Annotated in this window: 13 protein-coding genes; 10 read left to right on the forward strand and 3 right to left on the reverse strand. The window is 71.9% G+C overall.

Features of this window, described 5'->3' with window-relative positions; translation table 11 throughout:
- Positions 1-5: 5 nt before the first annotated feature.
- The 6 genes from ACZ41I_RS12595 (at position 6) to ACZ41I_RS12620 (ending at position 5570) form a co-directional block, all read left to right on the forward strand.
- Positions 6-479 carry a hypothetical protein gene (locus ACZ41I_RS12595; protein WP_399772942.1) on the forward strand — a complete coding sequence of 158 codons (474 nt, stop codon included), beginning with the start codon at positions 6-8 and terminating at the stop codon, positions 477-479.
- A gap of 30 nt (positions 480-509) precedes the next feature.
- Positions 510-1334 (forward strand): hypothetical protein, encoded by an 825-nt coding sequence (locus tag ACZ41I_RS12600; protein ID WP_468514031.1) that lies wholly within the window; start codon positions 510-512, stop codon positions 1332-1334.
- A 149-nt stretch (positions 1335-1483) separates the two neighbouring features.
- Entirely contained in the window at positions 1484-2323 is an 840-nt protein-coding gene (locus ACZ41I_RS12605; RefSeq protein WP_399772937.1) for a TIM barrel protein, read from the forward strand.
- A 42-nt stretch (positions 2324-2365) separates the two neighbouring features.
- Positions 2366-3256: a 2-hydroxy-3-oxopropionate reductase gene (locus ACZ41I_RS12610; RefSeq protein ID WP_363219465.1), complete on the forward strand. Its 891-nt coding sequence runs from the start codon at positions 2366-2368 to the stop codon at positions 3254-3256.
- 172 nt (positions 3257-3428) lie between these two features.
- A complete protein-coding gene (locus ACZ41I_RS12615; RefSeq protein ID WP_468322874.1) occupies positions 3429-4907 on the forward strand; it encodes a catalase in 1479 nt (492 codons plus the stop codon).
- Between the two features lie 432 nt (positions 4908-5339).
- On the forward strand, positions 5340-5570 hold the full coding sequence (locus ACZ41I_RS12620) for a hypothetical protein (protein ID WP_055703649.1): 231 nt from the start codon (positions 5340-5342) through the stop codon (positions 5568-5570).
- A gap of 234 nt (positions 5571-5804) precedes the next feature.
- Here ACZ41I_RS12620 and gcl read toward each other — a convergent pair whose 3' ends face one another.
- Positions 5805-7592, reverse strand: a complete 1788-nt coding sequence (gene gcl, locus ACZ41I_RS12625) for a glyoxylate carboligase (protein ID WP_468514032.1) — start codon at positions 7590-7592, stop codon at positions 5805-5807.
- Positions 7593-7952: 360 nt separating this feature from the next.
- Here gcl and ACZ41I_RS12630 point away from each other — a divergent pair, with 360 nt between their 5' ends.
- Entirely contained in the window at positions 7953-8729 is a 777-nt protein-coding gene (locus tag ACZ41I_RS12630; RefSeq protein WP_468514099.1) for a hypothetical protein, read from the forward strand.
- A 146-nt stretch (positions 8730-8875) separates the two neighbouring features.
- Complete coding sequence (locus ACZ41I_RS12635; RefSeq protein ID WP_468514033.1) at positions 8876-10324, forward strand: alpha/beta hydrolase; 1449 nt, start codon at positions 8876-8878, stop codon at positions 10322-10324.
- A 118-nt stretch (positions 10325-10442) separates the two neighbouring features.
- Here the strand turns inward: ACZ41I_RS12635 and ACZ41I_RS12640 are convergent, their stop codons facing one another.
- Together ACZ41I_RS12640 and ACZ41I_RS12645 are read right to left on the reverse strand one after the other, a co-directional pair.
- Complete coding sequence (locus ACZ41I_RS12640; protein ID WP_363219302.1) at positions 10443-12035, reverse strand: AMP-binding protein; 1593 nt, start codon at positions 12033-12035, stop codon at positions 10443-10445.
- A complete protein-coding gene (locus tag ACZ41I_RS12645; protein WP_363219303.1) occupies positions 12032-13705 on the reverse strand; it encodes an AMP-binding protein in 1674 nt (557 codons plus the stop codon). Before ACZ41I_RS12645 ends, ACZ41I_RS12640 begins: the two co-directional genes overlap by 4 nt.
- A gap of 114 nt (positions 13706-13819) precedes the next feature.
- Between ACZ41I_RS12645 and ACZ41I_RS12650 the strand changes: the two genes are divergently transcribed.
- Positions 13820-14650, forward strand: coding sequence for a helix-turn-helix transcriptional regulator (locus ACZ41I_RS12650; protein ID WP_468514034.1), 831 nt, complete (start codon positions 13820-13822; stop codon positions 14648-14650).
- A gap of 150 nt (positions 14651-14800) precedes the next feature.
- The gene (locus tag ACZ41I_RS12655; RefSeq protein ID WP_468514035.1) at positions 14801-17752 is read left to right on the forward strand and encodes a helix-turn-helix transcriptional regulator; all 2952 of its coding nucleotides are present in this window, start codon (positions 14801-14803) and stop codon (positions 17750-17752) included.
- The last annotated feature ends 191 nt before the right edge of the window (positions 17753-17943 follow it).

Consider the following 17943-nt stretch of genomic DNA (forward strand, 5'->3'; position numbering starts at 1 on the left):
GGCGCATGCGGCTGCTGTCGGCGGGGCTCGTCGCCGCGACCGTACTGACGTCCGTGCTGGGTGTCTGGCTGGGCCTGAAGCTGGCCGACCAGCGCGCGGCGGAACAGCGCCGTCAGGACATCCTGGCGGCGGCCCGCCAGTCGGCGCTGAACTTCACCTCCCTCGACTACCGGCACTACGACCGGGACAGCCGCACCGTGCTGAAAGGCGCCACCGGCGACTTCAGGAAACAGTTCGCCGCGCAGACCGCGCAGCTGACGAAGCTCGTCGCGCAGAACAGGTCGGTGTCCGAGGGGCAGGTCCTGGAAGCGGGCATCGTGCGCTCCGGCGAGCACTCCGCCCGGGTCCTGGTCGTGGCCGACAGCAAGGTGACCAACACCGCCGCGCCCGAGGGCCAGGCGCGCACCTACCGGCTCCAGCTGGATCTCGTGCGTGTGGGCGGCCGCTGGCTGACCTCCGACGTCGCGTTCGTCGGCTGACCCGTGAGGCCATCTGTGAGGAGAGACACCGTGGCGAACCCGACCACCCGCACTCGCGGCACCGGCTCCCCGGCCCGCCGCACCCTGACCGCGGCCGCCCGCGCGGCGGCCAAGCGCGCCGGGCGCCCGGTGCGCCCCGAGCCCGGCGCCCTCGGGGCGGAGGAGACGCCCGCCGGCCGCACCCTGCTCATCGATCCCCCGGCGAACGGCTGGGAGGACCCGCCGGAGCCCGAGCCGTCCGAGGTGTCCGAGCCGCCGGAGCCCAAGTCGCCCGAGTCGTCCGAGGAGCCGGAGGCCGAGGCGCCCGAGTCGTCCGAGGAGGAGCCGGAGGAGGGCGCGCCCGGGCGCCGGATCGGGCGGCGGGTGCTCGCCGCGGTGCTCGGCGTCGTCCTCGTGGCGGCCCTGGCCGTGGCCGCCGTCCTCGGATGGCAGTACCGGCAGGGGCGACAGGCGGAACAGGCCCGCGGCGAGGCCGTCGCGGCGGCGCGGAGGGCGGCGCCGGTCGTGCTGTCGTACGACTACCGGCACCTGGACCGGGACTTCGCCCGGGCCCGCGCGCTGCTGACCGGGCACTTCCGCGACCAGTACGGCAAGACCACGCAGACGGTGGTCGCGCCGACCGCGACGAAGTACCACGGCGTGGTGAAGGCGACCGTGGCCGCACCCGGCGACGGCGGCGCCCCGGCGGTCTCCGTCGTGTCAGCAGGGCCGGACAAGGCCGTCGTCCTGCTCTTCGTCAACCAGGTCACCAAGAGCACACAGGTCCCCGAGCCCCGGCTGGACCTGAACCGGGTGCGGATGACGCTCGCCCGCACCGCCGACGGCTGGAAGGTGAGCGGCGTCGACGCCCTCTGACCAGGCCTCTCTCAGTGCCCTCGCGCAGTACGCGCGGGGGCACTTTTTCGTGGGCTCTCTTGACAGTCCTCCCCCCTCCCAGGCAGTCTTCCATTAAGCAGAAACCAACTTCCGCAATATGGAATTACAGGGAAGGGAGCGCCGCCCCCGTGGGATTTGCAGACCAGCGCTTCAACGTCAACCTGTCGATCCTCTTCACGGAACTCCCGCTCCTGGAGCGCCCCGCGGCCGCCGCCGCGGCGGGCTTCACGGCGGTCGAGCTGTGGTGGCCCTGGGTCGACTCCGCCACCCCCGAGCAGACCGAGCTCGATGCCCTGAAGAAGGCGATCGAGGACGCGGGCGTCCAGCTCACGGGGCTGAACTTCTACGCCGGACAGCTGCCGGGCCCGGACCGCGGCGCCCTGTCGATCCCGGGCGAGGAGTCGGAGAAGTTCCGCGCCAACATCGACGTGGCCGCCGGCTTCGCCGCCTCCCTCGGCTGCACGGCGCTCAACGCGCTGTACGGCAACCGCGTCGAGGGCGTGGACCCGGCCGAGCAGGACGCGCTCGCCCTGGAGAACCTCGTCCTCGCGGCGCGGGCGGCCGACCGGATCGGCGCCGTCCTGCTGATCGAGGCGCTGAACCAGCCCGAGTCGCCGCTGTACCCGCTGGTGAGCGCGCCCGCCGCCATCGGGATCGTGGACAAGGTCAACGAGGCGACGGGCCTCGGGAACGCCAAGTTCCTGATGGACCTGTACCACCTGTCCATGAACGGCGAGGACCTGCCCTCGGTCATCGAGCAGTACGCGGCGAAGACCGGTCACGTCCAGATCGCCGACAACCCCGGCCGCGGCGCCCCCGGGACGGGCTCACTCCCTCTGGAGGAGCTGCTCGACCAGCTCAAGAAGGCCGGTTACGACGGCTGGGTCGGCCTGGAGTACAAGGCCGGCGACCGCCCGAGCGCCGAGGCCTTCGGCTGGCTCCCGCGTGAAGCGCGCGCCGCGCGCTGACCCCCCTGACTTTGCACAGCAGTTGAGAGAGGCACCCCCATCATGAGCAACCTTCCCAAGATCGCGTGGATCGGCCTCGGCATCATGGGCTCCCCCATGTCCGAGAACCTGATCAAGGCGGGTTACCAGGTCACCGGCTTCACCCTGGAGCAGGAGAAGCTGGACCGGCTGGCCGCGGCCGGCGGCACGGCCGCCTCCTCCATCGCCGAGGCCGTGCGCGACGCCGACGTGGTCATCACGATGGTGCCCGCGTCCCCGCAGGTGGAGGCCATCGCCTACGGCCCGGACGGGATCCTGGAGAACGCCAAGCAGGGCGCCCTGCTGATCGACATGTCCTCGATCACCCCGCAGACCTCCGTCGACCTGGCCGCTGCCGCCAAGGACAAGGGCATCCGGGTGCTGGACGCCCCGGTGTCCGGCGGTGAGGCCGGCGCCATCGAGGCCGTACTGTCGATCATGGTCGGTGGCGAGCAGGCCGACTTCGACCAGGCCAAGCCGATCCTTGAGGCGCTGGGCAAGACCATCGTGCTGTGCGGCCCGCACGGCTCCGGCCAGACCGTGAAGGCGGCCAACCAGCTGATCGTCGCCGTGAACATCCAGGCCTGCGCCGAGGCCGTGGTCTTCCTGGAGAAGTCGGGCGTGGACCTGGCTGCCGCGCTGGACGTCCTCAACGGCGGCCTGGCCGGCTCGACCGTGCTGACGCGGAAGAAGGACAACTTCCTCAACCGCGACTTCAAGCCGGGCTTCCGCATCGACCTGCACCACAAGGACATGGGCATCGTCACGGACGCCGCCCGCAACGTCGGGGCCGCCCTGCCGGTCGGTGCCGTGGTCGCCCAGCTGGTCGCCTCGCTGCGCGCCCAGGGTGACGGCGGCCTGGACCACTCGGCCCTGCTGCGCGCCGTGGAGCGCCTCTCCGGCGCCCAGGTCTGACCGCCCCTCCAGACTTCCGGGCCGCGGCGCCGCTGACACCTGTCCTGTCGCGCCCAGGCGGCGCCGCGGTCCGGAATCAACTTCAACAAACTGTTGACGCTCAGATCGCCCTACTTCTAGGCTCCACAAAGCGGAAGAAGATTTCCGCTGCCACCCGCACGGAAGGTCCACGATGTCGAAGCGCGTGCTCACGGCGCGAACTCTCACTACGGAGTCCGGCGCCCCGGTCGCAGACAACCAGAATTCCGCCTCGGCCGGCGTAGGCGGCCCGCTCCTGATCCAGGACCAGCACCTCCTGGAGAAGCTCGCCCGCTTCAACCGCGAGCGGATCCCGGAGCGCGTGGTGCACGCCCGTGGTTCCGGCGCGTACGGCCACTTCGAGGTGACGGACGACGTCACCGGCTTCACCCACGCCGACTTCCTGAGCGGGATCGGCAAGCGCACCGAGGTGTTCCTGCGCTTCTCCACGGTCGCCGACTCCCTCGGCGGCGCGGACGCCGTCCGTGACCCGCGCGGCTTCGCCGTGAAGTTCTACACCGAGGAGGGCAACTACGACCTCGTCGGCAACAACACCCCGGTGTTCTTCATCAAGGACCCGATCAAGTTCCCCGACTTCATCCACTCGCAGAAGCGCGACCCGTTCACGGGCCGTCAGGAGCCGGACAACGTCTGGGACTTCTGGGCGCACGCCCCCGAGGCCACGCACCAGGTGACCTGGCTGATGGGCGACCGCGGCATCCCGGCGTCGTACCGCCACATGAACGGCTACGGTTCGCACACCTACCAGTGGACGAACGCTGCGGGCGAGGCCTTCTTCGTCAAGTACCACTTCAAGACGAACCAGGGCATCCGCTCCCTGAGCAGCGAGCAGGCCGCGGAGCTCGCGGGCAAGGACCCCAACTCCCACCAGACGGACCTGCTCCAGGCCATCGAGCGGGGTGTGCACCCGTCCTGGACGCTGTACGTCCAGATCATGCCCGCGGCCGAGGCGGCGGACTACCGCTTCAACCCGTTCGACCTGACCAAGGTGTGGCCGCACAAGGACTACCCGCTGCAGCGCGTGGGCCGCCTGGTGCTGGACCGCAACCCGGACAACGTCTTCGCCGAGGTCGAGCAGGCCGCGTTCTCCCCGAACAACTTCGTGCCCGGCATCGGGCCCTCCCCCGACAAGATGCTGCAGGGCCGCCTGTTCGCCTACGCGGACGCCCACCGCTACCGCCTGGGCGTCAACCACACCCTGCTCGCCGTGAACGCCCCCAAGGCGGTCCCGGGCGGCGCCCAGAACTACGGCCGCGACGGCTTCATGGCGGTCAACGGCCAGGGCCGCGGCGCCAAGAACTACGAGCCGAACTCCTACGACGGCCCGGTGGAGACCGGCCGTCCGCTGTCCGCCCCGCTGGCGGTCTCGGGCCACACGGGCACCCACGAGGCTCCGCTGCACACCAAGGACGACGACTTCTTCCAGGCGGGCGAGCTGTACCGGCTGATGTCCGCGGAGGAGAAGTCCCGTCTGATCGCGAATATCGCCGGCGGCCTCTCGCAGGTCTCCCGCGACGACGTGATCGAGAAGAACCTGGCCCACTTCCACGCCGCCGACCCCGAGTACGGCAAGCGCGTGCAGGAGGCGGTCCGCGCCCTGCGCGAGGACTGAGACCAGTAACCCGCAGGCAGCGTGCGGGATCCGACGGGAGGTCAGGATCCTCGCACGCGGCCCGCGCGGCACGCCGGACGGCCCGGATGAGGGGTGGCCGTACGGCGGCCGGCGCGGGCAGGGCGAGGACCGTGGCGGCGTGCGAGCCAGTGCGGTGGTGAAGGACCGAGTCCCCTTCTCGACCAGAGGGAAGGGGCCCCGGCTCCGTCGCATCCGCCGCGGTCCCACCCAGTCCCCTTCTCGGGGCCACATGCTCCGTCCGGCGGCGCGAACGACCTGTCGCGCCCAGCCTCGCGCCGTCGGACGGTCACCACACGGACACGAAGCGCTCCCCCGGCCAGGGGGAGCGCTTCGCGCTGTCCGGGCCCGACGTGCGGGCCGGACGCGCGGGCCCGGCGTGCGGGCCGGCCGTATCCGCCGCACGCTGAACACATGGGCAATACGCAGTACCCGCACATCGTGGTCCACTCCCCGGCCCTGGACGGGTCCCGGCGGGTCACCGAGGGAGACGTGACGCTGGGGATCGCCTCGCATCTGGACGATGTCGTGGAGATCCTGCGGCTGGCCGATCTCGACCGGATCGAGGTCGAGGAGAGCGATCTCATCGAGTGGCAGGGCGGCGGACCCGACGACTGGCCCGGGCTGTCGGAGCACGAGCTGTAGCAGCCGGCCGTACGGCAGCGGTCGTAGGCGGGCTACGCCATCCTCAAATGAACCTCTGAAGACCGCGCTTGAGGCTTCAACCGGCCCCGCGGTAGGGCAGATTACGTGCATCAGGGGCCCGCCGGCACGGGGGCGGCGGGCCCCGCACGGGGGAGCACGACGGGGGATGCCACGGGGGACACGAAAGGGCGGCCCGTCCTTCTGGACGGGCCGCCCTTGGTGTGCCTGGCGGTGTCAGACCTTCAGCGGCTTGATCGACGTCGGCGCGTGGCCGGGCTCGGTGGCCAGCTCCTCGAACTCGGAGATGTCACTGATGTCCATGGTGCGGCTCATCGAGATGTTGGTGATCCGCTCCAGGATCGCCTCCACGACGACCGGCACCCGGTACTCCGCGGCCAGCTTCTTCGCCTGCTCGAACGCGGCACCCAGCTGGTCCGGCTCGGTGACCCGGATCGCCTTGCAGCCCAGGCCCTCGGCGACCTTGACGTGGTCCACGCCGTAGACGCCGATCTCCGGCGCGTTGATGTTCTCGAACTCCAGGTTGACCTGGAAGTTGATGTCCAGGCCGATCTGCGCCTGCCGGATCAGGCCCAGGTAGGCGTTGTTCACCAGGACGTGGACGTACGGGATCCTGTGCTGGGCGGCGACCGCCAGCTCCTCGATCAGGAACTGGAAGTCGTAGTCGCCGGAGAGCGCGACCACCGGGGAGTCCGGGTCGGCCTTGGCGACACCGATCGCGGCCGGGATGGTCCAGCCGAGCGGGCCCGCCTGGCCGCAGTTGATCCAGTGCCGCGGCTTGTAGACGTGCAGCATCTGCGCGCCGGCGATCTGGGAGAGGCCGATGGTGGTGACGTACCGGGTGTCCGGGCCGAAGGCCTTGTTCATCTCCTCGTACACGCGCTGCGGCTTCATGGGCACGTTGTCGAAGTGCGTACGGCGCAGCAGGGTGGCCTTGCGCTCCTGCGTCGAGGCGACCCAGTCGGCGCGGTCGGGGAGCTTGCCCTCCGCCTTCAGCTCCTTCGCCACCTCGACGAACAGCTCCAGCGCGGCCTTGGCGTCGGAGACGACACCGTAGTCCGGCGGGAAGATCTTGCCGATCTGCGTGGGCTCGATGTCGACGTGGACGAACTTCCGCTCACCCCGGTAGACGTCGAGCTTGTAGCCGGTGTGGCGGTTGGCCCAGCGGTTGCCGATGCCGAGGACGAAGTCGGACTCCAGGAAGTTGGCGTTGCCGTACCGGTGCGAGGTCTGCACGCCGACCATGCCGGCGTTCAGCTCGTGGTCGTCGGACAGCACGCCCCAGCCCATCAGGGTCGGGACGACCGGGGTCTGGGTCAGCTCGGCGAACTCGACGAGCAGCTCGGTGGCGTCGGCGCCGATGATGCCCCCACCGGCGACAATGAGCGGGCGCTCCGACTCCAGAAGAAAGGAGATCGCCTTCTCGATCTGGGCGCGGGTCGCGGCCGGCTGGTAGACCGGCAGCGGCTCGTACGTCTCCGGGTCGAACTCGATCTCGGTGAGCTGGACGTCGATCGGCAGGTCGATCAGGACCGGCCCGGGACGGCCGGAGCGCATCAGGTGGAAGGCCTGCTGGAACACGCCCGGGACCTGCGCGGCCTCCAGGACGGTGACCGCCATTTTCGTGACCGGCTTGGCGATCGAGGCGATGTCGACGGCCTGGAAGTCCTCCTTGTGGATCACGTTGGTGGGCGCCTGGCCCGTGATGCACAGGATCGGAATGGAGTCACCGATGGCCGAGTACAGGCCGGTGATCATGTCGGTGCCGGCCGGCCCGGAGGTGCCGATGCAGACGCCGATGTTGCCCGGCCTGGTACGGGTGTAGCCCTCGGCCATGTGCGAGGCACCCTCGACGTGTCGGGCGAGGGTGTGATGGATGCCGCCACCCTCCTTGAGCGCCTTGTAGAACGGGTTGATCGCCGCGCCCGGCACACCGAAGGCGTCGGTGACGCCCTCGCGCTTGAGGATCTCAACTGCCGCGCGGGCAGCGGTCATACGAGCCATCGAGTACTCCTGCTTCGGCTGTCGGATGCGTACTCCCGTCGCGCCCCGCGGTGAGCACAGTCTTCAGCGTGGTTAATTCCGCATTACGGAACTTAACTTCTACTATCTGGAAGTAATGTAGGGGGGTGGACGAATGTCGTCAAGAGACGGAAAGACCTGGCAAGCGGCGGACAAGCAGCGGGTGACAGGAGGACGATGGGTCCGCTGTCCCGACGCGACGCCTGGGAGTGGGCCATGCCCGAGAGCGTGCCGGTGCGCTGCCCGGCCTGCCGGCGCGAGCACGTCTACACCGCACCGGTGTATCCGTGTGCGTGCGGCGCCCCCACCGCCCCACGGCTGGATCCGACCGCCGAACCGGTCGTGGCGGCGCACCGCGCCTGGGACGACGAGTGGATCGCGGTGCCGTGTGCGGCCTGCGGGCGCCGGAGCCAGTGGCCGCACCCGGAACTGGGCTGCTCGTGCGGCACGGTGCTGCGCATTCCGGTGGCCAGGACACCTCCGCCGGGCGGCGGTATGCCGTCGACGGACAGCGGTATGCCGTCGACGAGCGGCGACATGCCACCGACGGCGGCCGGCACACCGTCGACAGACAGTGGCACACCGTCGGCAGACGGCGGTATGCAGTCGACAGACAACGGTATGCCGTCGGCGGACGGCGGCATCCCATCGGCAGACGCCGGTATCCCGTCGCCGGTGAGCCGGCCCGATGGCTCCCCCTGCCGCCCCGCCTTCCAGCCGCGCGCCATCCGCACCGCGCGTGACGCCGTCACGGTCGCCGCGCTCTACCTGCGCTGGCTCGGCTACCGTGACATCCGCCGCGCCGACCAGCGGCCCCCGAACGGCATCGGGCTCGCCGCCCACGGACTTCTCGCACAGGTGGACCCGACCGTGCGCCCGGCGGCGCCACGGGACGTGGAGTGCCTGTGGCTGACGGCGATGACGGAGTCCGCGGACTGTGTGTACTTCACCCTCGCCGGATACACCGACGACGCCCGGACCCGCGCGGACTCCCTGGGCATCCCCCTGTTCGTCCTGGACCTCGCGGGCGTCCCGCAGCCGATGAACGACCACGCCGACACGCTGAGCGCCGAGGGAGCACCGGAACCGGGCCCCCGGCCCCGGGACCGGCGCGGCTGACCGTCCCCGGGGCCGCCCTGCCACCGCGAACGGATCGGCCTCAGGTCGGACGAGGGCGGCGGGTTCTCTCCACCGGCGGGTCGATGCGCCGGCCCCGCGCGGCTGCCTAACGTGCAGGTCGAACATCAGGCAAGGAGAGGAAAGACATGCGTTTACGCCGCAGGAGGGTGACCGCGGTCGCGGCGTCCGTACTCGCCACGATGGTGCTCGGCGTCCCCGCGCACGCGTCGGCGCCGACCGCGCCGCGCATCGACTGGCAGCGCTGCCAGGGGGCCGTCCGTACCGACGCGGTGCGGTGCGGACAGGTCTCCGTACCGCTCGACTGGTCCCGGCCCGCCGCGTCCGCCCGGACCACCGTCGCGGTCGCACGGCTGCCGGCAGCCGACCCGGAGCACCGTCTCGGCACGCTCATGTTCAATCCCGGTGGTCCGGGCGAGGGGGAGGTCGGCTATCTGCTCTCCCGGCAGGCCCGCGGGCAGTACTTCCCCGAGGCCCTGCGCGACCGCTTCGACATCGTCGCCGTGGAGCCGCGTGGCACCGGCGTCAATCCGCCGCTGAACTGCCCGTTGCCGGTCGACCACACGGTGAGCAGGTTCCCCGCCGACCGGCCGGCCGCCGCCGCACTGGTCACCAGCAACCGGCGGATGGGAACCGTCTGTGCCCGGCGGGGCGGACCGGTGTTCCCGCACCTGGACACCGCAAGCGTCGCCCGGGACATGGACACGGTACGCACGGCGCTGGGCGAGTCGAGGATCAGCTTCCTCGGGGTGTCCTACGGCACCATGGTGGCGCAGAGCTACGCCGAGCGGTTCCCTTCGCGGGTGCGTGCGATGGTGCTGGACGGCGTGGTCGACCGGTCGCTGTCCTGGCGGCGGCTGGCGCTCGTCGACGCGGCCGCCGTACAGGACGGTGTCCGCAGGTTCGCCCGCTGGTCGGACCGGGACGACCGCAGTGCGCTGCACGGCCGGGACGTCACCGGTTTCCTGGCCTCGCTGCTGCGTCGCGCCGACCACGGCGGGATCAAGGACGGCGGCCGGCCGGTGCGCGCGGAGGAGATCGCTCAGGCGGTGAACGCCGGTCTCCAGTCGCCGTCGCTGTACGCACCGCTGGCCACCGCACTCGACAGGGCGGACGCCGACGGGGACATGGCACCGCTCGTCTTCCTCACTCCTGGCCACACCGGTGAGTACGGTCTGTACCGCTCGATCGTCTGCCAGGACGTGCCCGGCCCCGAGGATCCCGGCGCCGCGCTGCCGGCCGCGGTGCCCGTGATGCGTGCCGCCGGCCCCGCTCTGCGCGGCTACTCCGAGTTCTGGGACATCGCCAGCGGCTGCGCGGGCTGGCCGGTGGGATCCGCCTGGACGCCGCACGCGTGGCGGGTGCCCGCGCACTTCCCGGCGGTGCTCCTGCTCTCCGGCACGCACGACGTGGCGACACCCCCGGCGTTCGCCGACGGGGTGCGGCGCGCACTGCCGTCGAGCAGGCTGCTGCGCTGGGACGGTGACGGCCACACGGCCTGGCTGAACAGCCCCGTCACGGTGGACGCGGCGGTCGGCTACCTCACCACCCTGCGCATGCCCGACGGGGCGCGCTGAACCGGGCCCCGACGGCCGGTCACGGACCGTCGACGGGTCCCGGTCGAGTGTGCCGCCGACAGCGCGCTCCTCCGGGACCCGTCCCCGAGCATCTACCGGATGCTCGCTCGCGGCCGTTTCACACCTCGTACTTCTCCCGCAGTTCGACCTTGCGCACCTTTCCGGACACCGTCATCGGGAAGGAGTCGAGGATCTGGAGCCTGCTGGGGATCTTGTAGTGCGCGAGCCGGCCCTGGCAGAAGGCGCGCAGCTCCTCCAGGGTGAGCGGGTCGGCGGTGTCGTGCGGGATGACACAGGCGAGCACTTCCTCGCCGTACGTCTCGTGCGGCACCCCGACGACCTGGACGTCCCTGATCTTCGGGTGGGCGTAGAGGAACTCCTCGATCTCGCGCGGGTAGATGTTCTCGCCGCCCCGGATGATCATGTCCTTGATGCGGCCGACGATCTCGACGTACCCGTCCTCGCGCATCACCGCCAGGTCACCGGTGTGCATCCAGCGGCCCGCGTCGACGGCTTCGGCGGTCTTCTCCGGCTCGTTCCAGTAGCCGAGCATCACGCTGTAGCCGCGGGTGCACAGCTCCCCTGCCGTGCCGCGCGGCCGGGTGACTCCGGTGGCCGGGTCGACGATCTTGACCTCCAGGTGCGGCAGGACGCGGCCGACGGTGCCGGTGCGGTGCTCCAGGTCGTCGTCCCTGCGGGTCTGCAGCGACACCGGTGACGTCTCGGTCATGCCGTAGCAGATGGAGACCTCCTCCATGTGCATCTCGGAGACGACCCGTTTCATCACCTCCACCGGGCACGGCGAGCCCGCCATGATGCCGGTGCGCAGCGAGGAGAGGTCGTACGTCGCGAAGTCCGGGAGGTTCAGCTCCGCGATGAACATCGTCGGCACGCCGTACAGGGACGTACAGCGCTCCTGCTGCACCGCTTCCAGGGTGGCCCTCGGCTCGAAGGACGGAGCCGGGATCACCATGCAGGCGCCGTGCGAGGTGGCGGCCAGATTGCCCATCACCATGCCGAAGCAGTGGTAGAAGGGGACGGGGATGCAGATTCTGTCCTGCTCGCTGTAGGCGATCAACTCCCCCACGAAGTAACCGTTGTTGAGGATGTTGTGGTGGGAGAGGGTGGCGCCCTTCGGGAAACCGGTGGTGCCCGAGGTGTACTGGATGTTGATCGGGTCGTCGCAGGACAGTTCCTCGTACGGGGCGTCACCGGTGCCCCGACCGAGGAGCGCCTCCCAGCTCGGGTCGCCGATGTACACGACCTCGCGCAATGCGGGGCATCGGCCCCGCACTTGCTCGACCATCGCCCGGTAGTCGCTGGTCTTGTGGCTCAGGGAGGAGAACAGCAGCGAAACCCCGGCCTGGCCGAGCACGTACTCGACCTCGTGGGTGCGGTAGGCCGGGTTGATGTTCACCATGATCGCGCCGATGCGGGCGGTGGCGTACTGGACCAGGACCCACTCCGGGCAGTTGACCGCCCAGATGCCCACCCGGTCGCCCTTGGCGATCCCGGTCGCGACCAGCGCCTGCGCCAGTTCCTCGACCGCGGCGCCGAATTCGGCGTAGGTCCAGCGCCGCCCCGACACCACGTCGACCAGTGCCTCGCGGTCGGGCCAGGCGGCGACGGCCCGGTCGAGGCTGGCGCCGATGGTGTCGCCGAGCAGGGCGGTGGAACCGGTTCCGTGCGTGTACGACAGCTCAGTGGTCACCGGAAGTCCTCCTCGCGGTACTCGTTGTCCGAGCCCTGGGCCGTCGCCTCGCGCAGTTCGATCCGGCGGATCTTGCCGGAGACGGTCTTGGGCAGCGGGCCGAACTCCAGCCGGCGGATGCGCTTGTAGGGGGCGAGTACCTGGCGGGAGTGCTCGAAGACGACCTTCGCGGTGTCGGGGCCGGGCTCGAAGCCCTCGGCGAGGACGACGTAGGCCTTCGGTACGGCGAGCCGCAGCTCGTCCGGGGCGGGCACGACGGCGGCCTCGGCCACCGCCTCGTGCTCCAGCAGTGCGCTCTCCAGCTCGAACGGGCTGATCTTGTAGTCACTGGCTTTGAACACGTCGTCAGCCCGACCGACATAAAAGACATATCCGTCTTCGTCTCGGCGTCCGATGTCCCCGGTGCGGTAGTACCCGCCCGCCATCGCCTCCGCCGTGCGGTCCGGGTCGCCGTGGTAGCCGGTCATCAGGCCGACCGGGCGTTCGGACAGGTCGAGGGCGATCTCGCCCTCGACGGCGCCGGGCGCGCCGGAGACCGGGTCGAGGAGTTCCACGCGATAGCCGGGGCTCGGGCGGCCCATGGAGCCTGTCTTCAGCACCTGGCCGGGGCTGTTGGAGACCTGTACGGCGGTCTCGGTCTGCCCGAAGCCGTCCCGGATGGTGACCCCCCACGCCCGCCGGACCTGTTCGATGACCTCGGGGTTGAGCGGCTCGCCGGCGGCGACGACCTCGCGGGGCGGGGTGCGCAGCTGGCTCAGGTCGGCCTGGATGAGCATGCGCCACACGGTCGGCGGTGCGCAGAAGGTGGTGACCTCGGCCCGGTCCATCTCGGCCATCAGCCGGGCAGCGTCGAAGCGGGTGTAGTTGAAGAGGAAGACGGTCGCCTCGGCGTTCCACGGCGCGAACAGGTTGGACCAGGCGTGCTTGGCCCAGCCGGGCGAGGAGATGTTCAGGTGGACGTCGCCGGGCCGGAGCCCGATCCAGTACATGGTCGCCAGGTGCCCGATGGGGTAGGAGGTGTGGGTGTGCTCGACGAGCTTGGGGCGGGCGGTCGTACCGGAGGTGAAGTAGAGCATCAGCGGGTCGTCGGCCAGGGTGGGGCCGTCGGGGAGGAACTCGGCGGGGGCGGTGTACGCGTCCTCGTAGGGCTCCCAGCCCTCCTCGGGCAGCCCGCCGACGGCGATCCGGGTGTAGGCGCCGGGCACGTCGGCGAACTTGGCGGTGTCCTCGGCCCGCACGATCACATGTTTCACCCGGCCCCGCTCCACGCGGTCGCGCAGGTCGGCGGGGCCGAGCAGCGGGGTGGCCGGGATGACCACCGCGCGCAGCTTCATCGCGGCCAGCGCGGTCTCCCACAGTTCGGCCTGGTTGCCGAGCATGACGAGGATCCGGTCCTCCGCGGCGACGCCCCGCTCGTGCAGCCACCGGGCGACCCGGTTCGACCGTTCGGACATCTCCGCAAAGGACAGCCGCGTCTCGCCGCCGTCCTCCTCGACGATGTGCAGCGCGGTCCTCTCGTTCCCGGCGGCGATCACGTCGAACCAGTCCAGCGCCCAGTTGAAGTGCTGTGGCCGGGGCCAGGCGAAGCCGTCGTAGGCGGTGGCGTAGTCCTCGCGGTGCGCCAGCAGAAAGTCCCGGGCGCTGCGGAACAGCTCCGTCGCCGTCGTCATCGTGTCCTCCTTGCGTGCCGGACCATTGCCGGGCGGCTCTCTGGCATCGTCTAATCCGTGATGCAGGTCTCACTACCCCCGAACGGGGGTGGGGGTGCCAGAAGGAGCGGACAGGTGACGGCAGACGCGGCGGGGACGGTGGAGATCGGCGGCGCGCTGGCCCGGCTGCGGCGGGTGACCCGACTTCCCGTTGCCTTCGGCGGCCTTGTCGATTCCGGCCGGCCGCAGATCCGGATCAGCGAGCTGAGCGGCACGACGACGGACGCCCTGCGCTCGCTCGCGGTGACCTCCGGCAACGGGCTCGGCGGCAAGGCGGTGGCGCTCGCCCGGCCGTGCGCGGTGACGGACTACTCCAGTTCCCGGCAGATCAGCCATGAGTACGACGTCCCGGTGGCCGCGGAGGGCATCCGCTCGGTCGTCGCCGTGCCGGTGGTGGTGCGGCGCCGGGTGCGCGGGGTGCTCTACGGCGCGCTGCGCTCGGCCCAGCCGCTCGGTGACCGCACGCTGGGCGCGGTGATGGCCGTGGCGCGGGACGTGGAGCAGGCGCTGGTGGTGCGGGACGAGGCGCGGGGGCTGCTGGCGGCGGCCCGGCCGGAGCCCGCCGGCGCCGGGCGGGGTGCCGTCCGGGAGCAGGTGCGCGAGGCGCACGCGGCGCTGCGCGCGCTCGCGCCGCGGATCGCCGATCCGGAGCTGCGGGCGGAGCTGCTGGCCGCGTGCGGGCTGCTGGCCGCGCCGCGGACGGCCGGGGGCACGACTCTGGCGCCGCGCGAACTGGACGTGCTGTCCTGGGTGGCGGCGGGGGCGACGAACGCGGCGGTGGCCGAGCGGCTGGGCCTGCGCCCGGAGACGGTCAAGGGCTATCTGCGCTCGGCGATGCGGAAGCTGGGCGCACACACCCGAGGGGAGGCGGTGACCGCGGCGCGCAGGGCGGGGCTGCTGCCGTGATGCGAGGCGGTGAGGAAACCTGTCCATTCAAGCGCAGACGCCTTGAATTTCCTTGTGCTTACCTTCTGTTATTTCCCTCACCACAGCTTCCGTCCGAATTTCCAGCATCGTTGCCTAGCATTGGCCCGGACACGACACACGAGGGGAGCGGTGACCGTGCGACGGGACTTCCAGGAGCCTGCCAGGTGCCGCTCCGACCTGGTCATCGGCCGCGAGGACCTGTTCGCCGGCGCCCGTGAGCAACTCGCCTCGGGCGGCAGTGTGCTGCTCCACGGTCCCGCCGGAATAGGGAAATCCACCGTCCTGCGGGCATTGGCCGAGGAATACGGCGCCACCGCCCGCACCGTCCTGCGCTGCTCCGCCACCGAGTCCGAATCCCATCTTCCCTTCCTGGCCCTCGCCGACCTGTTCGGCCTGGTCCTCGACGACGTCTCCCCCCGGCTGCCCGTCGCCCAGCGCACGGCCCTGGAGTCGGCGCTCACCGGCCGCGGCGAGTCCAGCCTGCAGCGCGACGGTCTCGCCCTGCGCCTCGCGGTGCTCTCCGCGCTGCGCGCGCTGGCCGCGCGGGGCGGTGTCCTCGTCGTCGCCGACGACCTGCAGTGGCTGGACCCGGCCAGCGCCGAGCTGCTCGGCTTCGCCGCCCGGCGTCTGGAGGGCACCCCGGTGCAGCTGCTGTGCGCGGTGCGCACCGAGGGTCAGGAGAGCCGGGAGTACGACGGGCATCTGCGGTCCTGCCCGCCGGGCACCCTCGCGGTCCGGCTCGGTCCGCTCTCCCGCAGCCAGGTCGCCCAGCTGCTGGACCACCGCGGCCACGGCGCCCTGCCCCGCTCCACGGTCCGCGAGATCCACCGCACCAGCGGCGGCAACCCGCTGTTCGCCCTGGAGCTCGGCCGCGCCCTCGCCGACAGCCCCACGCCGCCCCGGCCGGGCGAGCCGCTGCCGGTGCCGACCAGCCTGCGCGCCCTGGTGCTCAGCCGCCTGGACATGCTCTCCGTCGAGGCCCGCCGCACCCTGCTGGTGGCCAGCGCCGGTGCCCGGCCCACTCCGGCGCTGCTGCACGCGGCCGGCCGGACCAACGCCGAGGCCGAGTGCGCCCAGGCCGCCGAACTCGGGCTGCTGGCCACCGAGCCGGACGCCCCGGCCGTACGGTTCGCGCACCCGCTGATATCGGCCGCGCTGTACGCGGAGGCGCCCGCGCACGAGCGGCGCGCCGCGCACGCGGCCCTGTCCACGGCCGCCTCCGACCCGATCGAACGGGCCCGGCATCTGGCCCTCGCCACCACCGGCACCGATCCGGAGGTCGCCGCCCGGCTCGCCGAGGCCGCCGCCCTGGCCCGGGACCGCGGTGCCCCCTCGGTCGCCGCCCACCTGGGGCTGCTGGCCGCCCGGCACACGCCCGCCGACGGGACGCCCAGTCAGGAGGAGCGCCGGCTGCAGGCCGCCGAGGACGCGATCACCGCGGGGGAGATCGACCTGGCCCGGGACATCGCCCGGGAGGTGCTGGCCCGGGCGACGGTGCCCGCCGACCGGGTCCGCGCCTGGATCATCGTCATCGACAGCGCCGGCCACACCATGGCCGAGGTCGACGCCGTCTTCCCGCAGGCCCTCGCCGACGCCGGCGACGACCCCCGGCTGCTGGCCCTGGTGCACTACCAGCTGGCCTGGCGGACGCTGATCGTGGAGGGCGACTTCACCGGGGCGCGTGAGGCCGCCGCGCACGCCGCCGAGCTGGCCGCCCTCGGCAGGGACCGGCGCACCGAACTGCTGTCGCTGGCCTTCCAGGCGCAGAGCGAGACCCTGATGGGCCACCCGGAGGCGCCGCGGACCATCCAGCGTGCCCTGCGGGAGCCGCAGGATCCGAGGGTGGCGTGGCACCACAACGGGGCGGCCAGCGCCCGGTTCCGCTGGCTGGTCATGGGGGACCAGCTGGCCGAGGCCCGGGCGACGGTCACCGCGCTGCTGCGCGAGGTGCGCCGGCGCGGCTCGGTGGAGTCCGAGGTGCACTTCCTGCGCGGCCTCGCCGAGACCGAACTGCGCGCCGGGCACTGCGGGCGCGCCCTGGAGCTGGCCCGTGAGAGCCTGCGCCTGGCCCGGGACTCGGGGATCGGCGAGACCGCCTCGGCGATGCTCACCTCGCTCGCGGAGGCCTCCGGCGGCGATGTCGACCGGGCTCTCGCCCTCGCCCGGGAGGCGGTGGCGCACGCCGAGGAGGACGGCGACCAGATGTACCTCTCCCGGGCGCTGGGCGCGCTCGGGTACGCCCAGTTGGTGGCCGGGGACCCGGCGGGCACGGTCCGCTCGCTGCGCCGGGTGCGGACGCTGGAGCTGGGGCTCGGCATCACCGACCCGGCGCGCGGGCGCTGGCAGGGGGATCTCGCCGAGGCGCTGGTCCGGATCGGTGAACCGGCCGAGGCGCAGCACGTCATCGACGCGAGCCGCGAGCACGCCCTCAGGCTCGGCCGGGAGAGCGTCCTCGCCGTCCTGGACCGCTCCGAGGCCCTGGTGCGGGCCGCGCAGGGTGATGTGGAGGCGGCGGTGGCCCAGCTGACGTCCGCTCAGGACCGGCTCGGCAAGCTCGGCTACGGCCTGGAGGAGGCGCGGGCCGCGTTCGCGCTGGCCCGGCTGCGGGGCAGACGACGCCCGGCCGAGGGGGCGCGCCCGTGGCAGGAGCCGCTGGGCGGCGCGGAAGCCGCGAACACCGAGCACGGCCGGGTTCCCGCCCCGGGCCTGGGCTCCGCCAAGGCCCGGACGAGCACGGGCTCGACGGCGTACGACGAGGCCACCCGGCTGTTCCGCCGCTGCCGGGCGCTGCCCTGGCTGCGCCAGGTGGACGAGTCCCTCACCACGCCCGAGCCGCAGCCGGCCCTTCCCGCGCCGGACGCCCTGGACGCGCTGGCGGTGCTGGCCGCGATGGAGCGTCAGGTGGCCGCGCTGGTGATGGAGGGTGCCACCAACCGGGAGATCGCCGCCCGGCTGTTCATCAGCGTCAAGACGGTGGAGGCGACCCTGACCCGGGTCTACCGCAAGCTGGGGATCCGCTCGCGCGTGGACATCGTCCGATTGGCGGCGGCTCGCGGGCGCGCCGAGCACGGCCCTAGTTAACTGAACCGGACCGAGGGTTTTCCCTCACCCAACCCCCTAGGGGGTTCCCTCATTGGGAGCCGAGGGCTCCGGGTCCTAGCGTAGTGGGCGTGCCGCTCGCCCGGGCACACGGGGTCGGTCCCTCCCCCAGCTCTCGGCCACGCCCGAGCAGGGGGTGCCCCCACCCCGTGCTCCACCACCCGTGCGACCCC

The sequence above is a fragment of the Streptomyces sp. NPDC030799 genome, assembly GCF_055572255.1.

Excerpts from the sequence above, each read along its gene's own strand:
- ACZ41I_RS12615 (WP_468322874.1), top strand. The coding sequence starts at position 3,429 with ATGTCGAAGCGCGTGCTCACGGCGCGAACTCTCACTACGGAGTCCGGC.
- ACZ41I_RS12620 (WP_055703649.1), top strand. The coding sequence starts at position 5,340 with ATGGGCAATACGCAGTACCCGCACATCGTGGTCCACTCCCCGGCCCTG.
- ACZ41I_RS12645 (WP_363219303.1), bottom strand. The coding sequence starts at position 13,705 with ATGACGACGGCGACGGAGCTGTTCCGCAGCGCCCGGGACTTTCTGCTG.
- ACZ41I_RS12610 (WP_363219465.1), top strand. The coding sequence starts at position 2,366 with ATGAGCAACCTTCCCAAGATCGCGTGGATCGGCCTCGGCATCATGGGC.
- gcl (WP_468514032.1), bottom strand. The coding sequence starts at position 7,592 with ATGGCTCGTATGACCGCTGCCCGCGCGGCAGTTGAGATCCTCAAGCGC.
- ACZ41I_RS12595 (WP_399772942.1), top strand. The coding sequence starts at position 6 with ATGCGGCTGCTGTCGGCGGGGCTCGTCGCCGCGACCGTACTGACGTCC.
- ACZ41I_RS12635 (WP_468514033.1), top strand. The coding sequence starts at position 8,876 with ATGCGTTTACGCCGCAGGAGGGTGACCGCGGTCGCGGCGTCCGTACTC.